Origin of the sequence: Thermosynechococcus sp. PKX95, assembly GCF_031583295.1 — a bacterium.
Classification (GTDB): domain Bacteria; phylum Cyanobacteriota; class Cyanobacteriia; order Thermosynechococcales; family Thermosynechococcaceae; genus Thermosynechococcus.
This window is the reverse complement of the sequence record NZ_CP134171.1, coordinates 478,545-496,374: the sequence shown is the minus strand read 5'-3', so window position 1 is coordinate 496,374 and position 17,830 is coordinate 478,545. Positions and strand designations below refer to the sequence as shown.

At 54.1% G+C, this 17,830-nt stretch carries 18 protein-coding genes and 1 CRISPR repeat array; of the genes, 2 read left to right on the top strand and 16 right to left on the bottom strand.

The window, feature by feature from the left end; translation table 11 throughout:
- Positions 1 to 55: 55 nt before the first annotated feature.
- The 5 genes from metH to RHH81_RS02250 all read right to left on the bottom strand — a co-directional run bounded on the left by metH (position 56) and on the right by RHH81_RS02250 (position 7,528).
- On the bottom strand, positions 56 to 3,607 hold the full coding sequence (gene metH / locus RHH81_RS02270) for a methionine synthase (RefSeq protein ID WP_310743313.1): 3,552 nt from the start codon (positions 3,605 to 3,607) through the stop codon (positions 56 to 58).
- 216 nt (positions 3,608 to 3,823) lie between these two features.
- A CRISPR array of direct repeats spans positions 3,824 to 4,826; the repeat unit is 36 nt; unit sequence GTTTCCATTTAATCTACTTCCCCGAAGGGAAGCAAG.
- A 194-nt stretch (positions 4,827 to 5,020) separates the two neighbouring features.
- Positions 5,021 to 5,644, bottom strand: coding sequence for a lysozyme (locus tag RHH81_RS02265; protein WP_399364952.1), 624 nt, complete (start codon positions 5,642 to 5,644; stop codon positions 5,021 to 5,023).
- A gap of 55 nt (positions 5,645 to 5,699) precedes the next feature.
- Positions 5,700 to 6,362, bottom strand: coding sequence for an SDR family oxidoreductase (locus tag RHH81_RS02260; RefSeq protein ID WP_286668649.1), 663 nt, complete (start codon positions 6,360 to 6,362; stop codon positions 5,700 to 5,702).
- Between the two features lie 30 nt (positions 6,363 to 6,392).
- Positions 6,393 to 6,908, bottom strand: a complete 516-nt coding sequence (locus RHH81_RS02255) for a hypothetical protein (protein ID WP_310743312.1) — start codon at positions 6,906 to 6,908, stop codon at positions 6,393 to 6,395.
- A complete protein-coding gene (locus tag RHH81_RS02250) occupies positions 6,908 to 7,528 on the bottom strand; it encodes a flavin prenyltransferase UbiX (RefSeq protein WP_310743311.1) in 621 nt (206 codons plus the stop codon). Before RHH81_RS02250 ends, RHH81_RS02255 begins: the two co-directional genes overlap by 1 nt.
- A gap of 103 nt (positions 7,529 to 7,631) precedes the next feature.
- On the opposite strand from RHH81_RS02250, the gene RHH81_RS02245 reads away from it, so the two are divergent.
- Complete coding sequence (locus RHH81_RS02245) at positions 7,632 to 8,138, top strand: hypothetical protein (protein ID WP_206200891.1); 507 nt, start codon at positions 7,632 to 7,634, stop codon at positions 8,136 to 8,138.
- Here RHH81_RS02245 and RHH81_RS02240 read toward each other — a convergent pair.
- The 11 genes from RHH81_RS02240 to nuoH all read right to left on the bottom strand — a co-directional run bounded on the left by RHH81_RS02240 (position 8,135) and on the right by nuoH (position 16,242).
- Positions 8,135 to 9,058 (bottom strand): polysaccharide deacetylase family protein, encoded by a 924-nt coding sequence (locus RHH81_RS02240; protein WP_206200890.1) that lies wholly within the window; start codon positions 9,056 to 9,058, stop codon positions 8,135 to 8,137. The genes RHH81_RS02245 and RHH81_RS02240 overlap by 4 nt on opposite strands.
- Before the next feature lie 24 nt (positions 9,059 to 9,082).
- Positions 9,083 to 9,970 carry a glycine--tRNA ligase subunit alpha gene (glyQ, locus tag RHH81_RS02235; protein WP_206200889.1) on the bottom strand — a complete coding sequence of 296 codons (888 nt, stop codon included), beginning with the start codon at positions 9,968 to 9,970 and terminating at the stop codon, positions 9,083 to 9,085.
- A 4-nt stretch (positions 9,971 to 9,974) separates the two neighbouring features.
- Positions 9,975 to 10,685, bottom strand: a complete 711-nt coding sequence (cysH, locus tag RHH81_RS02230) for a phosphoadenosine phosphosulfate reductase (protein ID WP_255521485.1) — start codon at positions 10,683 to 10,685, stop codon at positions 9,975 to 9,977.
- Positions 10,686 to 10,801: 116 nt separating this feature from the next.
- Complete coding sequence (locus RHH81_RS02225) at positions 10,802 to 10,996, bottom strand: hypothetical protein (protein WP_206200887.1); 195 nt, start codon at positions 10,994 to 10,996, stop codon at positions 10,802 to 10,804.
- Positions 10,997 to 10,999: 3 nt separating this feature from the next.
- The gene (locus RHH81_RS02220; RefSeq protein WP_310743310.1) at positions 11,000 to 11,275 is read right to left on the bottom strand and encodes a DUF2887 domain-containing protein; all 276 of its coding nucleotides are present in this window, start codon (positions 11,273 to 11,275) and stop codon (positions 11,000 to 11,002) included.
- A gap of 39 nt (positions 11,276 to 11,314) precedes the next feature.
- Complete coding sequence (locus tag RHH81_RS02215; RefSeq protein ID WP_302678731.1) at positions 11,315 to 12,328, bottom strand: DUF3326 domain-containing protein; 1,014 nt, start codon at positions 12,326 to 12,328, stop codon at positions 11,315 to 11,317.
- Between the two features lies 1 nt (position 12,329).
- Positions 12,330 to 13,499 (bottom strand): HhoA/HhoB/HtrA family serine endopeptidase, encoded by a 1,170-nt coding sequence (locus RHH81_RS02210; protein ID WP_206200884.1) that lies wholly within the window; start codon positions 13,497 to 13,499, stop codon positions 12,330 to 12,332.
- Positions 13,500 to 13,574: 75 nt separating this feature from the next.
- Positions 13,575 to 13,880 carry an NADH-quinone oxidoreductase subunit NuoK gene (gene nuoK, locus RHH81_RS02205; RefSeq protein ID WP_011056517.1) on the bottom strand — a complete coding sequence of 102 codons (306 nt, stop codon included), beginning with the start codon at positions 13,878 to 13,880 and terminating at the stop codon, positions 13,575 to 13,577.
- Positions 13,881 to 13,889: 9 nt separating this feature from the next.
- Positions 13,890 to 14,492: an NADH-quinone oxidoreductase subunit J gene (locus tag RHH81_RS02200; RefSeq protein WP_206200883.1), complete on the bottom strand. Its 603-nt coding sequence runs from the start codon at positions 14,490 to 14,492 to the stop codon at positions 13,890 to 13,892.
- An 11-nt stretch (positions 14,493 to 14,503) separates the two neighbouring features.
- Positions 14,504 to 15,094, bottom strand: a complete 591-nt coding sequence (gene ndhI / locus RHH81_RS02195; protein WP_310743309.1) for an NAD(P)H-quinone oxidoreductase subunit I — start codon at positions 15,092 to 15,094, stop codon at positions 14,504 to 14,506.
- Positions 15,095 to 15,123: 29 nt separating this feature from the next.
- Entirely contained in the window at positions 15,124 to 16,242 is a 1,119-nt protein-coding gene (gene nuoH / locus RHH81_RS02190; RefSeq protein WP_206200881.1) for an NADH-quinone oxidoreductase subunit NuoH, read from the bottom strand.
- Between the two features lie 190 nt (positions 16,243 to 16,432).
- Between nuoH and RHH81_RS02185 the strand changes: the two genes are divergently transcribed.
- Positions 16,433 to 17,743: a dihydroorotase gene (locus tag RHH81_RS02185; RefSeq protein WP_310437957.1), complete on the top strand. Its 1,311-nt coding sequence runs from the start codon at positions 16,433 to 16,435 to the stop codon at positions 17,741 to 17,743.
- Positions 17,744 to 17,830: the final 87 nt, after the last annotated feature.

Sequence of the window (17,830 nt, the reverse complement as noted above, 5' to 3'; positions counted from 1 at the left end):
GTACCCATGGCACCGTCTTTTGAATGATTAGTTTTAGCACGAAGAAAGCTGAGGCTTAGACGCTGAAATACTTGGCGGTGGGATGGTAGCAGATGATCGCCGTGGTGGATTGCTCAGGGTAGAGTTGTTCACTCTCGTCCATATACATCCCCATGCGATCGCTCTCGAGGAGTCGCAGTTGCGTATATTGATCCTGCATATTGGGGCAGGCAGGATAGCCAAAGCTATAGCGGGAGCCTTGGTAGCGCTGGGCAAGAATATCGCGAATCGACTCTGGATCGGGAGTGCAGCCCAATTCACGGCGAATGCGGGCATGACACCACTCTGCGAGGGCTTCCGCCGTTTGCACCGCCATGCCGTGGAAGTAGAGGTAGTCACTGTATTGATTGGCCGCAAATAGCTCCTGCGCCACTTGGGTAGCAATTTCACCAACGGTCACCGCTTGCATGGGAAAGACATCAATGATGCCCGATGCCGCAGGGGCAAAAAAGTCGGCAATACAGAGGCGGCGGCCACTCTTTTGGCGGGGGAAGGTAAACTGGGCGATCGCCCGCTCAGGGATGCAGGCACTTTTGTCACCAACCCGCTGCGGATCGTAGATATAGACCGTGTTACCCTCACTTTGGCAGGGGAAGTAGCCATAAATCAGTTCAGGATGGAGTAGGTTTTCCGCAAGGATGCGCTGTTTCCACTCCTCAAGGATGGGATAGACCTTCTCGGCAAGGAAAGCATCATAGGTGGTACGGTCTTGATCCTTGGGTTTGCGAAACTGCCACTGACCCGCAATCAGGGCTTGGAGATCCAGATAGGCAAAGACCTCAGAAAGGGGAATCTGATCCGCCTTGAGGTGACGAATGCCCCAGAAGGGGGGTGTGGGGCGGGGAATCTCCACCGCAACAGCTTCAGAACGGCGTGTATCTACTACTTCTGGCGTTTCGGGTTCAGTCACCGAGGGGGGTTCGGGGGCGATCGCCGGTGTGGCCTCTGCCTCTGGGGGAGAGACCGTTGTGCCATCCAAAAATCCTTGGCGATCGTCCCACTGCCCTGCGGCCTTTGCCCGCATCAACCGATCCATAAAGTGCAAATCGGCAAAGGCATCCTTGCCGTAGATCACTTGACCGTGGTAGGTGGCGCGGCAATCCTCGTAGACAAATTTGGGTGTGAGGGCCGCCCCCCCCAGAATCACGGGAACGGTAATGCCTCGCTCATTAAAGACCTCCAGATTCTCCTTCATAAAGGCGGTGGATTTCACCAAGAGGCCACTCATGGCAATGCAGTCTGCCTGATGCGCCTCATAGGCTTGGATGATATTTTCAACGGGTTGCTTAATCCCCAAGTTAATCACCCGATAGCCATTGTTGGTGAGGATAATATCCACCAAGTTTTTGCCAATATCATGGACATCCCCCTTCACCGTGGCAATCACAACCGTGCCCTTGGCGGTGTCCCCCGTGGCAGATTTCTCCATAAAGGGTTCGAGGTAGGCGACGGCGGCCTTCATCGTTTCTGCGGACTGCAAAACAAAGGGCAGTTGCATCTGCCCAGCGCCAAAGCGTTCACCCACCACCTTCATGCCATCGAGCAAGAAGGTATTGATAATTTCAAGGGGAGCATAGGTTTCAAGGGCTTTGGCGAGGGTGTCCTCAAGACCAAGGCGATCGCCATCAATAATGTGGCGCTTTAGCCGCTCCTCAATGGGCAGGTTCTCCACCTGCGAGCGATCCGGTTGGGTGGTTTTGCCCTCAAAGAGGCGGGTCAGTTCCGCAAGGGGGTCATAGACACACACGTCCCCCTCAAATCGCCGCCGATCATAGATCAGATCACGGCACACTTCTTGGTGCTCTGGCTCAATTTTCGCCAAGGGCAGAATCTTGGCAGCACTGACAATGGCAGCATCCATGCCCGCCTGCATCGCCTCATGGAGAAACATCGAGTTCAGGACTTGGCGAGCCGCTGGGTTCAAACCAAAGGAGATATTCGAGACCCCCAGCAAAATATGACAGCCGGGGAGTTCAGCGCGGATACGGCGAATGGCGGCAATGGTTTCCCGACCGTTGACCCGATCCTCCTCAATCCCTGTGGAAATCGGCAGTGCCAAAGGGTCAAAGAAAATCTCGTAGGGGGGAATGCCGTAGTCAAGGGCGGCTTTATAAGCCCGTTCAGCAATGGCAAACTTTTTCTCAGCCGTTCGTGCCATCCCCTCTTCATCAATCGTGCCGACCACAACGCCAGCGCCATAGGTTTTCGCCAGTTCCAAAACTTTGTAAAAGCGGGGTTCACCATCCTCAAAGTTGGTGGAGTTGAGCAGGCATTTGCCCCCCGCCACCTTTAGCCCCGCTTCCATCTTTTGCCACTCCGTAGAGTCAAGCATCAGGGGCAGGGTGACATTGGTAACCAACCGCGACACCAACTCGTGCATATCCCGCACGCCATCGCGCCCCACATAGTCCACGTTGACATCAAGGATGTGGGCACCTTCACGCACTTGGGCACGGGCAAGGGCAACGAGGCCATCCCAGTCTTCGGCATTGAGGAGATCGCGGCATTTTTTCGAGCCACTGGCATTGAGCCGCTCACCAATGATCAGGAAGGAATTCTCTTGGTCGTAGGGCTGCGGGCTGTAGATCGAGGCAGCCGCGGGAATCCGTTGGGGCGATCGCGCCTTGGGGGTCAGGGTGGCAGCAATTTCGGCAAGGGCAGCAATGTGATCCGGTCGAGTGCCGCAACAGCCGCCAATCACTTGCACCCCAAAGTCCTCGACAAAGCGGGTGAGGGCTAGCCGCAGTTCCATCGGTGTTAATTTGTAGTAGGCACAACCACCAATGTTCTCAGGCAAGCCGGCGTTGGGAATGCAGGAAATCACAAAGGGGGAGTGCTGCGAGAGGTAGCGGATATGCTCCGTCATCAGGTCAGGCCCTGTGGCGCAGTTGAGTCCCAAAATATCAATGGGATAGGGTTCCAGAATCGTCAGGGCAGCACCAATTTCCGAGCCAACCAGCATCGTGCCCTGCTGCTCCATCGTCACGGAGACCATGAGAGGGCGGCGTTCTCCCCGTTCTCGAAAGACGGCCATTACCCCATTGAGTGCCGCCTTGATTTGCAGCACGTCTTGGCAGGTTTCAATAATAAATAGGTCAACCCCGCCATCAAAGAGACCCGCCGCTTGTTCGCGAAAAGCTGTGTAGAGGGTGTCGTAGTCGATGTGGCCAAGGGTGGGGAGTTTGGTACCAGGCCCCATTGAGCCAGCGACAAAGCGGGGTTTTTCGGGGGTGCTAAATTCAGCGGCCACGGACTTGGCCAGTTCGGCGGCTTTCTTGCTAATTTCGTAGGCGCGATCGCCCAAATTGTATTCACTGAGAACAACGGAGGAGGCTCCAAAGGTATTTGTTTCAATGACATCGGCGCCTGCTGCCAAAAAGTCCCGATGCACCTTGGCCACCGCCTCTGGCTTGCTGATGACCAAGTATTCATTGCAGCCTTCGTACGCCTTGCCCCCAAAGTCCTCTGCCGTCAGGTTTTGCGCCTGAAGATTCGTGCCCATTGCGCCATCAAAGACAATGACGCGCCGCGGTTCTGCATGGAGATACTCAAGAAACGACATAGACATCCACCAAGGCCAGCCGATTTGCACCAGAGGGTTTTTCTGATTTTAATCTCTCCGGGAGCGGTACAGCCCTTTGCTCACGGATGGAACTGACAGCTCGGCCTTGACACTTCTTGCGACAAAAAAATTAGGGGTGCAGAAAAAATAGAATTCAACACCCCCCTTCAAAAAACTGAGTACTCAGCCTGTTTTTGATGACAGTATTTCTCTGTTCTTGTTGTTTCCATTTAATCTACTTCCCCGAAGGGAAGCAAGCCGAAGTCCAGCCTCTACCGAGCCCTGAAGGAATTAAAGTTTCCATTTAATCTACTTCCCCGAAGGGAAGCAAGTGCTAATGCGCTGGGTGTAGACACAGTGCAAAAAATCGATAAAGTTTCCATTTAATCTACTTCCCCGAAGGGAAGCAAGTGTCAAGATGAAGTTTGGGGCAGTAAGCAAACCATTAAGTTTCCATTTAATCTACTTCCCCGAAGGGAAGCAAGACGGGGTACCTGGGATTGGAAAATCCCAGACAATTCGGCAAATGTTTCCATTTAATCTACTTCCCCGAAGGGAAGCAAGTACTGGAAATGTACGAAAGACTAAAACAAAAAAGAATAAAGTTTCCATTTAATCTACTTCCCCGAAGGGAAGCAAGCAAACCGTTTCATCCATGTAAACTTCTGCCCATCGGCGTTTCCATTTAATCTACTTCCCCGAAGGGAAGCAAGCTGGCAGCGATAACAATAGCAATAACAGTGATAGTAATGTTTCCATTTAATCTACTTCCCCGAAGGGAAGCAAGATGAATGCCAGTATCCCCAAAACAATGGGGAAAGTGTTTCCATTTAATCTACTTCCCCGAAGGGAAGCAAGGTAGTGTTATTTTTTGGAAAAAGAAAGGAGGAGCTATGTTTCCATTTAATCTACTTCCCCGAAGGGAAGCAAGGAGAAGTTTATGAATAAAAAGAAGAAAACCAGAATTGGAAGTTTCCATTTAATCTACTTCCCCGAAGGGAAGCAAGGCAAAACTCTCATTAGATTCTTTACCGCCTTTTATGTTTCCATTTAATCTACTTCCCCGAAGGGAAGCAAGCTATTGTGGCTTTTCTGAAAAGCCACCCCGAACTTATGTTTCCATTTAATCTACTTCCCCGAAGGGAAGCAAGTTCTGTACGTTCCAACCGACTTTCGTCAAAACCTGACTGTTTCCATTTAATCTACTTCCCCGAAGGGAAGCAAGAGCATCTTCAATATAGCCTCTCCCTGAGCGGATTGCAACCCCCTGTTCCGAGGGATCCCCTGCGAGGGGTGTCAAATCATTTTCTACGAAGCCACTGAAAATACTCAAACCCTCTTCTAGAGCGACTCCGAGGGATTCTACGCAAGAATCAGAAATTGGGGCACTCGAATAGATCCGTCGGCAGAGAAAATTGACTAGCGTAACGCATCCCTCCCCGGAGAGTGTGCAGTCTGGGAGGCGGCTAATTCTTGAGCCAACAGTTGCTGGTAAATCTCTTCGAGGTGGGGTGTGATCAGGTTGCTTTCAAGGCCGTAGCCCAGACTAGTCCACGTATCCGACAGTAGGGCAAAAACTTCCTGTACACGTCCCTCCCGCAAGAGTTGGGGAATATCGGCATTCCAAGCGGCCGGATCTGTCAGCCAGCGATAGACCACCTGATCTTGATACTCTGGGGCAAAGCTATAGCCCTGCCAAAACCAGCTCGGCGGTTGGGGATGATAGCGGGCGGCTTTTTCTTCCCAAGTGGTGGTGAGAAATTGATAGCGGCCTGCGGCGGTGGTACATAGGTGCTGATTGGGACCGCGGCGAATGGGAATACAGCGATCGGGATGCTGGCTGAGGTCTTGGACGTGTTCGCCACCATAGAGCAGGGTGTAGGGATTGGCGTCGTTGGCCTCACTGGCAGAAATGGTGCGCATCAGTGCCCGTACATAGGGATCACCCCCCTGCATGACTAAGGGGGCAATTTGACCCGGCTGCCAGCGGTACCAGTACCACCAGAGGGCACTTGAACGCGACCCAAAAAAGAAATAGCCCATGCCCACTAGAAGAGCGATCGCCAGCAACCAACGGGAAAACCGCACCAACTGATCCTCACACTGCCGCAATTGAGCGGAATAACTCTGGATAGGCGGCTGGGGTTTGATCAGGACGGCTGACCACCTCAAAAATTTTGTTGTAGGCACTCGGCTCGCCCAAGGCTGCCACACAGATTTCCGCCACCCGCGATCGCGCGATACTCCCCTCAAAGAGGGTATCTGCTGGGGCAATGATCGGAAAGCCACCGTCATCGGTTTCCTTCAGACCCCCCGGCCGCACAATCGTGTAAGTTAGACCGCTTTCTTGGAGATAACGTTCTGCCTGCTGCTTCCAATACAAAATCAGCCAAAAAAGATTCAGGGGATGGAAAAATTGCGAGACACACAGCGACGAGACGAGAATAAACTGCTGCACATGGGCAGCTTTGGCGGCATCCACCAGATTCTTGGTGCCCAGATAATCCACACTTAGGGGTTCCAAGGGGTTGAGGCTGGGGCTGGCTCCCGTGGCACAGATGACTGCTTCACACTCTTTGAGCGCCGGGGGCAGCGTCTGCGGTTGGGTCACATCAGCGGTGCGAATCTCTACCGTTGGCCAGCGCCCTTGGGCTTTGGCGGGATTGCGCACAACAGCGATCGCCTGATGCTCAGATGCTTGTAGGGCACTCACAATGCGATGACCCGTGCGACCTGTGGCACCAACCACGGCAACTTTCACAAGCTGTTCCTCCGATGGCAACGCCTTTGATCATAGGGGAATATCCCAGTCTTCTTCATCCTCTGGGGGAGCGTCCTTGGGGGGTGGCGGCGTCAGAATGCGGTATTCGGCATCCACAACCTCTTCTGGGGGTGGCGGGGCTTTGGCGGTGGCTTTGCGGGAAGGGCGATATTGGTACGAGTAGGTCGTGCGGGGGCGATCTTGAATCTCTGGTTCGCGGGGGGCTGGCTCAGGCTCGCTAAACCAATCCTCCACATCGCTGGTATCGATCTCTGGTTCATCCTCCGGCGGACGCATCGAGGCATCCAGTTCTGGTTCAGGGGGTTGCGATCGCGGGGTTGGCCGCGCTACTGGCGCTTCTGCGGTTAGCCAGAGTAAACACTGCCCCGCCACGATTCCTGAGAGGGCTGCCACCACAAGCCAAGCGGCAAGGGGGAGCGCCGGAGTTTGCTGTCCCAAAAAGCGCAGCGAGACCAGCGGCTGCCAATTTTGGACGACCAGTGTACTGAGCAGGGCGATCGCCCCCAGATAAATCCAAGCGCGCATTAGGAAAGGGATCCTTGCCAACGTTGCAGCGGCACACAATCTAACCCTAACTGATCAAGGGCACGGGCGATGACAAAATCCACCAGATCCTCAATGGTCTGCGGCCGGTGATACCACGCAGGGATGGCGGGTACAATTCGCGCCCCGGCCATTGCCAATTGGGTCAGGTTTTGCAGATGAATGAGACTAAAAGGCGTTTCGCGGGGCACCAGCACCAACGGACGGTGTTCCTTGAGGTGGACATCGGCCACCCGCTCTAGGAGATCCGAACTCAGTCCTGCCGCCAACTTAGCGACCGTACTCATACTACAGGGCAGAATCACCATGCCCAAGGTGCGAAAGGAACCACTGGCGATCGCCGCTGCCACATCCGTGGGTCGGTGACAGGTGAGGGATCCCGTCCAGACTTGGGCTTGTTGGCGCCAAAACAGTTCCTGCTTCTCGGGCTGAATCGGCAGGGTGAGGCCATATTCTGCTTGCCACACCTGGTGCACGGCCTTTGATGCCACTAATTGAATAGGATAGTCCGCCTGTAATAGAAATTTAATGGCACGCACTGCGTAAATGAGACCCGATGCACCCGTTACACCCAAAACAATTGGCAAAGAAGAGGAGGTCACAACCGCGATCACCAAACAAAACCGTTATAAGGTTAACAAAGTTAGGGCAACCGTCCCCTTTTGATGCACTGCAATCCCGCCCAACGCGACTTGGTAAATGCCCATGACAGCGCCTGACCCTGCATTTTCTTCCCCCAGTGAGTGGGCAGCCGTCTCTCCCGAAGTGCTCGGGGAGTTATTTGATGCGGCCTTGTTGGAGGGACTCGTGAGTAGTGAAACCCCAGACATAGAAGCACTGTTTCAGGATTTGACTCCCCTCGATCTCAAACCAGCAGCGGGTGCGATCGCCCCCGAACAGTGGCAACAACTGCAAGCCCAACACCAGCAAATTACCCAGCACCTTGAGGAAACCCTGACCTACCTTGCCAAGGTGAAAGCATTGGCCTACCAGCTTCAGGCCGTAGCCAGTGAGTTTGTGCCCACTCCCAAATACCGCCGCCGCCAACCGCCCCCTCCCCATCCCTTGGAATATCTCACGGCTGAACTCCTGCGGGCGATCGCCCACACCCAAGCCAGTTTAGAACCGGTCTATGAACCCCTCCATCAACTGGGGGAAACCCTCAATGGTACCTCGACGCCACAGATTAGTGAATTTCCCCTAGAGCCTTAGTTAGGGGGCATGCGTGGCGGCTCCAATTGCGGTTCACTGGGGACGGGAGGGGTCGGTATCGGCTCAGGACTGGGCAGGCTTTCTGGGGTGGGAACTGGGCTTGGACTGGGTTTCGGGGTGGCAGTTGGCTCAGGGGTGGGTGTTGGTGTGATTGTCGGTGGAGGCGGAGGTGTTGGTGTTGGTTCAGGCTTCGGCGTGGGGGCTTTAACTGCCAGTTGCAGCAGTTCCGGCACAGTGACAAAGCGATAACCTTTTTGCCGCAGGCGACGAATCAGCGTGGGGAGAGCTTTGCGGGTAGTGGCGCGATCGCCGCCGCCATCGTGGAGCAAAATAATACTACCCGGTTTCACTTCCTTGAGGGTGCGCTCAACAATGTCCGCTGCTGTGGTGTTGGGGCGGGTGTCGTGGGTATCCACCGACCACAGGATGATGGCGTAGTTTTTCGACTTGGCATAATCCACTAGCCCCGTGGTCAGATTGCCCCCCGGTGGCCGAAACAGGCGCGTTTGCGCTTGGCTTTGCTTGGCAATGAGCGCAGAGGTGTTTTCAATTTCTTGCTTGGCGACTTCAGGACCAACGGGCTGATAGGGATGACTCCAACTATGGTTGCCAACGGCATGACCGGCTTTGACAATGTCAGCAATGATATCGGGGTACATGAGGGCGTGCTTACCAATCACAAAAAATGTGGCTTTGACCTCCTCCTCCTTGAGAATTTGCAGCACTTGGCGGGTTGAGGTTCCCCAAGGGCCATCATCAAAGGTCAGCGCCACCACTTTTTCGGGCTTCAAGGGTTTGACTTGAGAGACCAACTGCCCCCAAAACTTGCTAGGACTGAGAAAGCGTGGCACATCCGCTGCTAGCGTTGCCGATGCTGCAAACAAGGCCAAGACCACCGACAGGTACCACTGCCGTCCCATGGATACTCCTTGAGCGATGGTGACTTAGGGGGCGATCGGCGTTGGCTCCTTCAGCAGTGGAAATCCTAGGGCTTCCCGTTGTTGCACATAGGTTTGGGCGACGCGCCGTGCCAAGCCCCGAATGCGACCAATGTAGCGCGTGCGCTCTGCCACCGAAATCACACCACGGGCATCCAGCAGGTTAAAGGTGTGGGAACACTTGAGCACATAATCCAAGCTGGGTAGTACCAACTGCTTTTCCAGAAGCTGCTCCGCCTCCTGCTGGTAGAGACTAAAAAGGGTGAACAATCGTTCCGGATCTGAGGCCTCGAAGTTGTAGGTGGACTGTTCAATTTCCCCTTGCAAATGGACATCGCCATAGGTGAGCGTGGGGTTCCAGCGGATACTGGCGATCGCATCCACCTCCTGGAGGTACATGGTCAACCGTTCCAAGCCATAGGTAATCTCAATGGAGACCGGCCGACAATCTAAGCCACCACACTGCTGGAAATAGGTAAACTGCGTCACCTCCATACCATCGAGCCAGACCTCCCAGCCCACACCCCACGCGCCAACGGCCGCATCCTCCCAGTTGTCTTCAACAAAGCGAATGTCATGCTCTTGGGGGCGAATGCCAAGGGCGCGTAGCGACTCCAAATAGATCTCTTGGATATTCTCAGGGGACGGCTTAATCAGCACTTGGTACTGGTAGTAGTACTGATAGCGGTTGGGATTCTCGCCATAGCGGCCATCTCCGGGTCGGCGACAGGGTTCGACATAGGCCACTGCCCAAGGCTCAGGGCCGAGGGCACGCAAAAAGGTATGGGGGCTTTTGGTACCGGCGCCCTTTTCCACGTCATAGGGCTGGGCAATCAGGCATCCCTGAGCCGCCCAAAACTGGTGCAGTGTGGCAATAACGTCCTGAAAGTACATGGGCTTAGATGTGGATGCCGCACTCGGTTTTGCCCATGCCACGCCAGCGACCTGCCCGTTCGTCTTCCCCTTCGGCTACAGGGGTAGTGAGGGGTTCATCGCCAATGCTGGCATAGCCGCGATCGTGGAGGGGATTGTAAATTACTCCGTGCTCCATCACGTAGGCCCATGTTTGTTTGCGTGTCCAAGCAGCGAGGGGATTAATTTTCAGACGACCCTGCTTGTCCAGTTCCACGTAGGGCATATTGGCGCGGGTAACCGCCTGATCGCGACGCCGTCCCGTAATCCAAGCCACCGTATTGAGTTCTGCTAAGCCCCGTTGCAGTGGTTCAATTTTAGTGAGATGGTGAAACTGCTCAACATTGGTTTCCCAAAGCTTGTCGCCATAGCGAGCAGCAAAGGCCTCACGACTGTCCACATCGGGGGTTTTGTAGGTGCGCAAATCCAGACCATATTTTTCCTTGGCCTGCTGCACAAATTCAAGGGTTTCTGGAAAGTGATGCAGCGTATCCAAAAAGAGAACAGGCACCGGCGGATTGGGGCGTAGATCACGGTAGAGCAAATCTGTAATCATCATGTCATCGACATTAAAGGCACTGGTCTGCACCAGCCCTTGGGGAATTTCAGCCACTGCCCACGCTAGAATTTCACGGGGATGTGCCCCCTCAAAGCGTTGGTTCAGGGCATCGAGGTCAAAGCTTACGGATGCAGCCATAGGAGGTTTTAGCACGGTTTTAGAAAGCATTCTTTAGCTTACCAAAGAATTGGGTCTAAAGCCCCGCCCTGCGACTCGCGATCGCCCCCCTGCCAACAATTTCTCCAACTTTGACACTAGCGAGGCATTGGGTACCCTTCAATCCAAGTCATGCCAGCATTTTTGGAAGTCGCATTATAAGACCACGTTTGCGGGCTGGAGGTCAACACTGCATACCGCCCCGGCGCTACCACAATTTCGGGTTGCACGACCCAATAGTAGCGATTTTCCAGCCGTGCAGGCCATGTGCCCACCACTTGCCGCGTTTCCACATTTCAGAGCATCACTTGTCCAGCAGGGGCACCCCGACCACCGTTCCAGTGATTGGAATAGCCATATAACTCTATTATGACTTTTGGCCTTGGCACTGCCTCTGTGCGAGTTCGCTCTGCCAACAACCGTGCTGCTGTCGGCATTTTTGCTTCGGGTAACACAGTGAGTTGCATCAGCGCTAGGCTCAATGGCAATGTCTCAAGTGACTCCAATTCATTCAGATAGACCCGATGCAGGTGATGACTATTCACCAACACCTCATAGGGTTCAAAGGACACCTGTTCCACTTGACGATGGGGATAGAAGCAAAAATTTTTTCAGGTTGCCAGTGTAACCGTTTGCCAAGACACGCCCGCCTTCATCGCACTCAACACGCCAATGGCCTCGGCATAGGACTGGCAAGGGATTGTCTCTATCCCCAAATCGACAGCTGTAACATTGAGGGTTGTGGTATTGTTAGTCACCGTTAGGATGGGGACGCCCTGTTGAGCCAAGGCCAGAATTCCCCGTCCACCAAGGGCAGTGGCGGGTACAATCACCGCATTCACCTCCTGTCGCCACAGCGCCTGCGGGGCAGTCGGGCTATAGCGGGGAGCACGACTCAACCCCACCAACACGGACGGCAAAAAGGTATAACCAATTTCTTCGGCAAGGGCACGGGGGTGCACAGTCTCCTCTAGGGGCAATGGTTGCAGGGCGGGGGCATGGGCTGCCGGAAGCTGAAAGTGCTGGACAACCAAATGACTAATCACCGCTTCTGCCCCGGCGAGGGGATCGACACCTTGGCCACTGCGATAGTGGTGCAATGCGTCTGTGCCCGGATCATCCGGAAAGCGGGTCACAATTGCGATCGCCTCTGCCTGAGCCACTTGAATCAGCTTTTCTGCCGCCCGCAATAAACTAGCGGGGTTCGCCAGAGTCCCCCAGGTTGCCCCCGAGGCAGCGGTTTGCAACTGCACGCCCAAGGGTTCATCTGTAATCACAGGTTCAGTCATCATTAGACCCAAGGTGGCAGAACAGGCCGCCGCTGCTTGACGATGGCGCAGTTGGAGATCCGCTTCAATCGCTGCATCCAGTAACAGGCCAATGCGATTTGGACGCGGTGGCAGCAATCCCCAACGGCCAACCGCAAATTCATCAAGGGCATAGCCTTCCACATACCAAACATTGGGCAGTGGCCAATAGAGCATCGCCCCATTGAGAACGTTAGGATGGGTAATCAGGCGATCGCACACCTGCGCCAAAGCACGAACAACTGGAATCGCATCACCCGCATAGCCACCAATGGCAGCCCCAATGCCCGTTGGAATGATCAGAACGGCCGTCAGCACGTCAGCGACTAGCCTGGGTAGGGAGGGGAGCCGGCTGCACGGCCACGGTCACCGTTTGACCCCTACGGCGCACTTCCAGTTCCATGGTGCGACCAATGCCTGTGCTTTCCACCATTTGCTGCACTTGATCCGCTTTGGTGATGTTTTGGCCATTGATACGACGGATCACATCGCCGGGTTGCAGACCCGCGCGGGCGGCTGGCGAGTTAGGCAGGACTTGAAAAATCAAAACCCCCGAACTTTCTTGGACGCGGACGGGACTATTGGGATTAGCGTTGAGACGTTGCTGCACCTCAGGGGTGAGATTGGCCATGCGAATACCCAAGAAGGGGTGATCGACGCGACCGTTGGCAATCAGTTGGTTGGCAATTCGTTGAGCCGTGTTGATGGGAATGGCAAATCCCAAGCCCTGGGCACCACCAATAATCGCGGTATTCATGCCAATGACTTCTCCCCGTTGATTCAACAGGGGGCCACCAGAGTTGCCAGGGTTAATGGCCGCATCGGTTTGAATGAAGCCCACCCGCTTATCGGGCACGCCAATATCACCGCTGGAACGTCCCGTCGCACTAATGATGCCCGCAGTCACCGTATTATCGAGACCCAAGGGATTGCCGATGGCGATCGCCCACTCACCGGGACGTAAATGATCAGAATTGCCAAGGCGCACCACCGGTAAATTGTTGGCATTCACCTTGACTACGGCCACATCCGTCAGACGGTCTTGACCCAAAACCTGCCCCTCAAACGTGCGGCCATCCTTGAGGGTTACTCGCACCCGGTTAGCACCATCCACCACATGGGCATTGGTGAGGATCAAGCCATCACTGCTAATGATAAAGCCAGACCCAAGACCCCGCTCCTCGCGGCTGCGGGGGGGCATCATTGGCCCAAAAAATTCCTGAAAGAAAGGGTCATTAAAGATGGCGGGCACACGGGTCTGCACCGTACGGGAAGCATCAATCCGCACCACCGCCGGGCCGACTTGCTCAACAGCACGGGCAATAAAGTTAATGTCATTTCCCGCTGGTAGCGGTGCCGGTAACTGCGCCAAGCTGGGGGTCACCAAGGGCGATGACGCTGGCATTAGGTGGGTGGCAAACATTGCAGCGGCTGCCCCCAATGCCATTAACGACAGATAAGTGACCGATTTACCAAGACGCACTGTCATAGGTGATTGCCCTTTTGCTGACACTGGTTCTTGAAAGTAGACGGCAATTGAGGCAAGCAAGTTCCGACTTCTAGTCTACCACTTCAGGAGGTTGAATTTCTCCATGTCAACAGTGTCACGGTTGCGATAGATGGCCAAAATAATGGCTAAACCCACGGCTGCTTCGGCGGCTGCTACCGTAATCACAAACACGGCAAAGACTTGCCCTTTGATTTGCTGGCCATCCAGATAGTTGGCAAACCCAATCAAGTTGAGGTTGACAGCATTCAAAAGCAACTCAATGGACATGAGCACACGCACAGCATTGCGACTGGTGACAAGGCCATAGATGCCAATACAAAACAGCAGTGCTGCCAAGATCAAAACATAGGTTAACTGCATCGTCTTCCCCTATTTTTCAGACAAGGCTACAGGTTCACGGGGACGTTCCGGCAACTCCAAGGGGGGTACCACCTCTTCCCCTAAGATGGGTTCAGGTTCCAAGACCAGTTCGCGCCGTGCAAGCACCACTGCCCCAATCAAGGCCATTAACAGCAAGACCGAGGCCAACTCAAAGGGCAGAAGAAAGTCACTAAAAAAGTGCTGGCCAATGGTTGTGATACTGTCAGTCGTGGGCGGCAGGGAACTGAGCTGCCAAGGAGTTTGCAAAATCATTTTTGTCAGCAGGGCAAAGACGCCAAGGGAGACTACTGCGGCACCCCCCTGACGCAGCCAACGCCCCGGCACTGGGGTATAGGCCTCACGCTTATTGACGAGCATGATGGCAAAGAGGATGAGAACGTTCACTGCGCCGACATAGATGAGAATTTGCGCCGCTGAGACAAAGTCAGCATTCATGAGGATATACAGCCCAGAGATGCTCAGGAACACGCCCCCCAGCAAGAAGGCAGAATAGACAACATTGTTCAGGAGCACAACGCCAAGGGCAGCAACAATCACTGCAGCGGCAAGGGCAAAGAAGGTAATCGTTTGGGTCAGGGTGGCTAAGTCCACAGCAACAACTCCTAGTTCTCAGATGATTCAGCAGTGTTGGCGATCGCCTCTGGACGCTCTCCCGCCCGTTGGGTACCCGCAGGCAAATCATGACCAGACATTACCCCCACCGGCAGGTAGGCAAACTCGCGGATCGGGGTCACCATCGGATCTTGGGTCACTTTATAGGGAATGCGTCCCATTGCCACACTGTCGTAGTTCAGCTCATGGCGATCGTAGGTGGCCAGTTCGTACTCCTCTGTTACTGAAAGGCAATTGGTGGGGCAGTATTCCACACAGTTGGCACAGAAGATGCACACACCAAAGTCAATGCTGTAGTGTTTCAGTTCTTTCTTCTTGATCTCTTTGTTGAAGACCCAATCCACCACCGGCAGGTTAATCGGGCAGACGCGCACGCACACTTCACAGGCAATGCACTTGTCAAACTCAAAGTGAATCCGTCCCCGAAACCGTTCCGAAGGAATGAGTTTTTCGTAGGGATATTGCACCGTCACCGGCCGCCGCCGCATGTGATCAAAGGTCACGGAGAGGCCTTGACCAATGTACTTAGCGGACTGCACTGCCTCTTTGGCATAGTTGGTAATCTGATGGAGGAATTTCATGGTGTCACCTCATGGAAATGGGGAGTTTCTTAACCGCCAAAGGCTACGGGAAAGGCGAGCTTCAAGCCAGCGGTCAGCAGCAAGTTCACTAGACCCACGGGTAATAGGAATTTCCAACCAAGGTCTAGGAGTTGGTCAATGCGCACACGGGGCACAGTCCAGCGCAGCAGAATCGCCAAAAAGACAAAGAAGTAGGCCTTAATCAGGGTCATCGTGATGCCCAGCACCGCAAAGGCAATCTGCAAAAAGGGATTGCTCTCACTCACCCCAAGAAGATTAGCAATGGTTTCTAGGGGAATGGGAAAGCTCCAACCCCCAAAGTAAAGAACACTGACCAAGAGTGCCGAAAGCACAAGATTAACGTAGGCACCGAGGTAAAAGAGGGCAAACTTCATGCCAGCGTACTCTGTTTGGTAACCAGCCACGAGTTCTTCCTCGGCTTCCGGCAAATCAAAGGGGAGGCGCTCACACTCTGCCAGAGCTGCAATCCAAAAGATCAAAAAGCCGATGGGCTGCCGCCAGACATTCCAAGTGAGGATGCCATACTCCGACTGCTGCTCGACAATTTCCACCGTACCCAAGCCATTGGACATCATGGCCACTGCCAACACCGCCAAGGCAAGGGGAATTTCATAGCTAATGGATTGTGCCGCTGCCCGCAGTCCCCCCAGTAGGGAGTATTTGTTGTTGGAGGCATAGCCCGACATCAGCAGGCCAATGGGCGCAATACTGGAGAGGGCAATCCAGAGAAAGACCCCCATCGCCAAGTTGGAGATCAGTAGGTTTTGGCCAAAGGGGACAATAATATAGGACAAAAAGACAGGAATCACGACCACCGCCGGCCCAAGGGTAAACAGCCAGCGATCGGTATTCGCGGGGAGAACATCTTCCTTAAAAATCAGTTTTAGGCCGTCGGCTAAGGGTGCCAAAATCCCCAATGGACCAATGTATTCCGGGCCAATACGCTGTTGCACAGCGGCAGAAATTTTCCGTTCTAGCCAAACGGCCACCAGTACGCCCACGGTGGCCACAATGAGCATCATTAACATTGGCAGGGGTAACCATAGCAACTTGGCCAGATCATGGGAGAGGCCAAGGGATTCCAATGCACGAATAAACTGCCCCTGTAAGTCAATACCAGATTCCATAGCGATTCGATCGCGCCCCACCTACAGACACGCTCTACAGTATAAGGGTTTTATTTCCGTTACGAAGATAGATCTGGGGCAAATTTTTATCACCACAAGTATTACAGATGTTTATAGTTTACACCTCGTGTCTTTGGGTCTCAGATGCCAGTAGGATCAAGGGAGAGAGCCAATTTTGCAGGAGAACAGGGTGGCGATCGCAATCCAAAATGCGGTGATTTGTACCCCAGAGGGAGAACTGCGACAACAACAGGTACGCCTTGAGGGCGATCGCATCACCGAAGTCGCAGAAACTGTCACCATCCACCCAGAGGATACGGTTATTGATGCGACTGGTCTCACTCTCCTGCCCGGTGTGATCGACCCCCAAGTCCATTTTCGTGAACCGGGCTTAGAGCACAAAGAGGATCTATTTACTGCCAGTTGTGCCTGTGCCAAGGGGGGGGTCACCAGCTTTTTGGAAATGCCCAATACTCGGCCACTGACCATTGATCAGGCCAGCCTCGACGATAAACTCGCCCGTGCTGCTGCCAAATGTGTTGTTAATTATGGCTTTTTCATTGGCGCCACTAAGGAGAATCTTGCCGTCCTCAACAGCGTCCAGCCCGTCTGTGGCATCAAGATTTTCATGGGGTCAATGCACGGCCCCCTTTTGGTGGATGAGGAGCCAATTTTAGACCGTATCTTTAGTGAGGGCAAACGCCTCATTGCTGTCCATGCCGAAGATCAAGGGCGAATCCGTGCCCGTCGCGAACAATTTGCTGGCATTAGCGATGTGGCCGTACACTCGCAAATTCAAGACGAGATTGCTGCCCTCAACGCCACCCAGTTAGCAGTGAAGCTCTCCCGTAAATACGAACGCCGCCTGCACATTCTCCATCTGTCTACAGGAATTGAAGTGGACTTTCTGCGCGAGCACAAGCTTCCTTGGATAACGGTGGAAGTTACCCCCCAGCACCTATTGCTGACCACAGAGGCCTATGCCAACATTGGCTCCCTTGCCCAAATGAACCCGCCCCTACGCACCGCAGGAGATAATGAAAAACTCTGGCAGGGACTATTGGATGGGGTGATTGACTTTATTGCCACCGATCATGCTCCCCACACCCTAGAGGAAAAGGCGCAGCCCTATCCCCAAAGCCCTTCGGGTATGCCGGGGGTGGAAACCTCTTTGCCCCTGATGTTGACCCAAGCAATGGCCGGTCGCTGTACGGTGCCCCAAGTGGTGCGTTGGATGTCCACTGCCGTTGCTGCGTCCTACGACATTCCCAATAAAGGCAAAATTGCCCCCGGTTACGATGCGGATCTGGTGCTCGTGGATTTGCAGACCTATCGCCCAGTGCGCCGCGGGGAACTGCTCACCAAGTGCGGCTGGAGTCCCTTTGAGGGCTGGTCATTGACGGGGTGGCCAGTTTACACCTTTGTCAATGGTGAGATTGTTTTTAGCCAAGGGCGGGTGAATACCGACGTGCGTGGCCGCCCCCTTCAATTTGGCAGCTAACGGGGAGCGATCGCGAACTGGAATGAGACATTACTGGGTTCCTATGAACTCGTGCTAATCTGAGGCAAAGGAATAGCGTAACTCTAT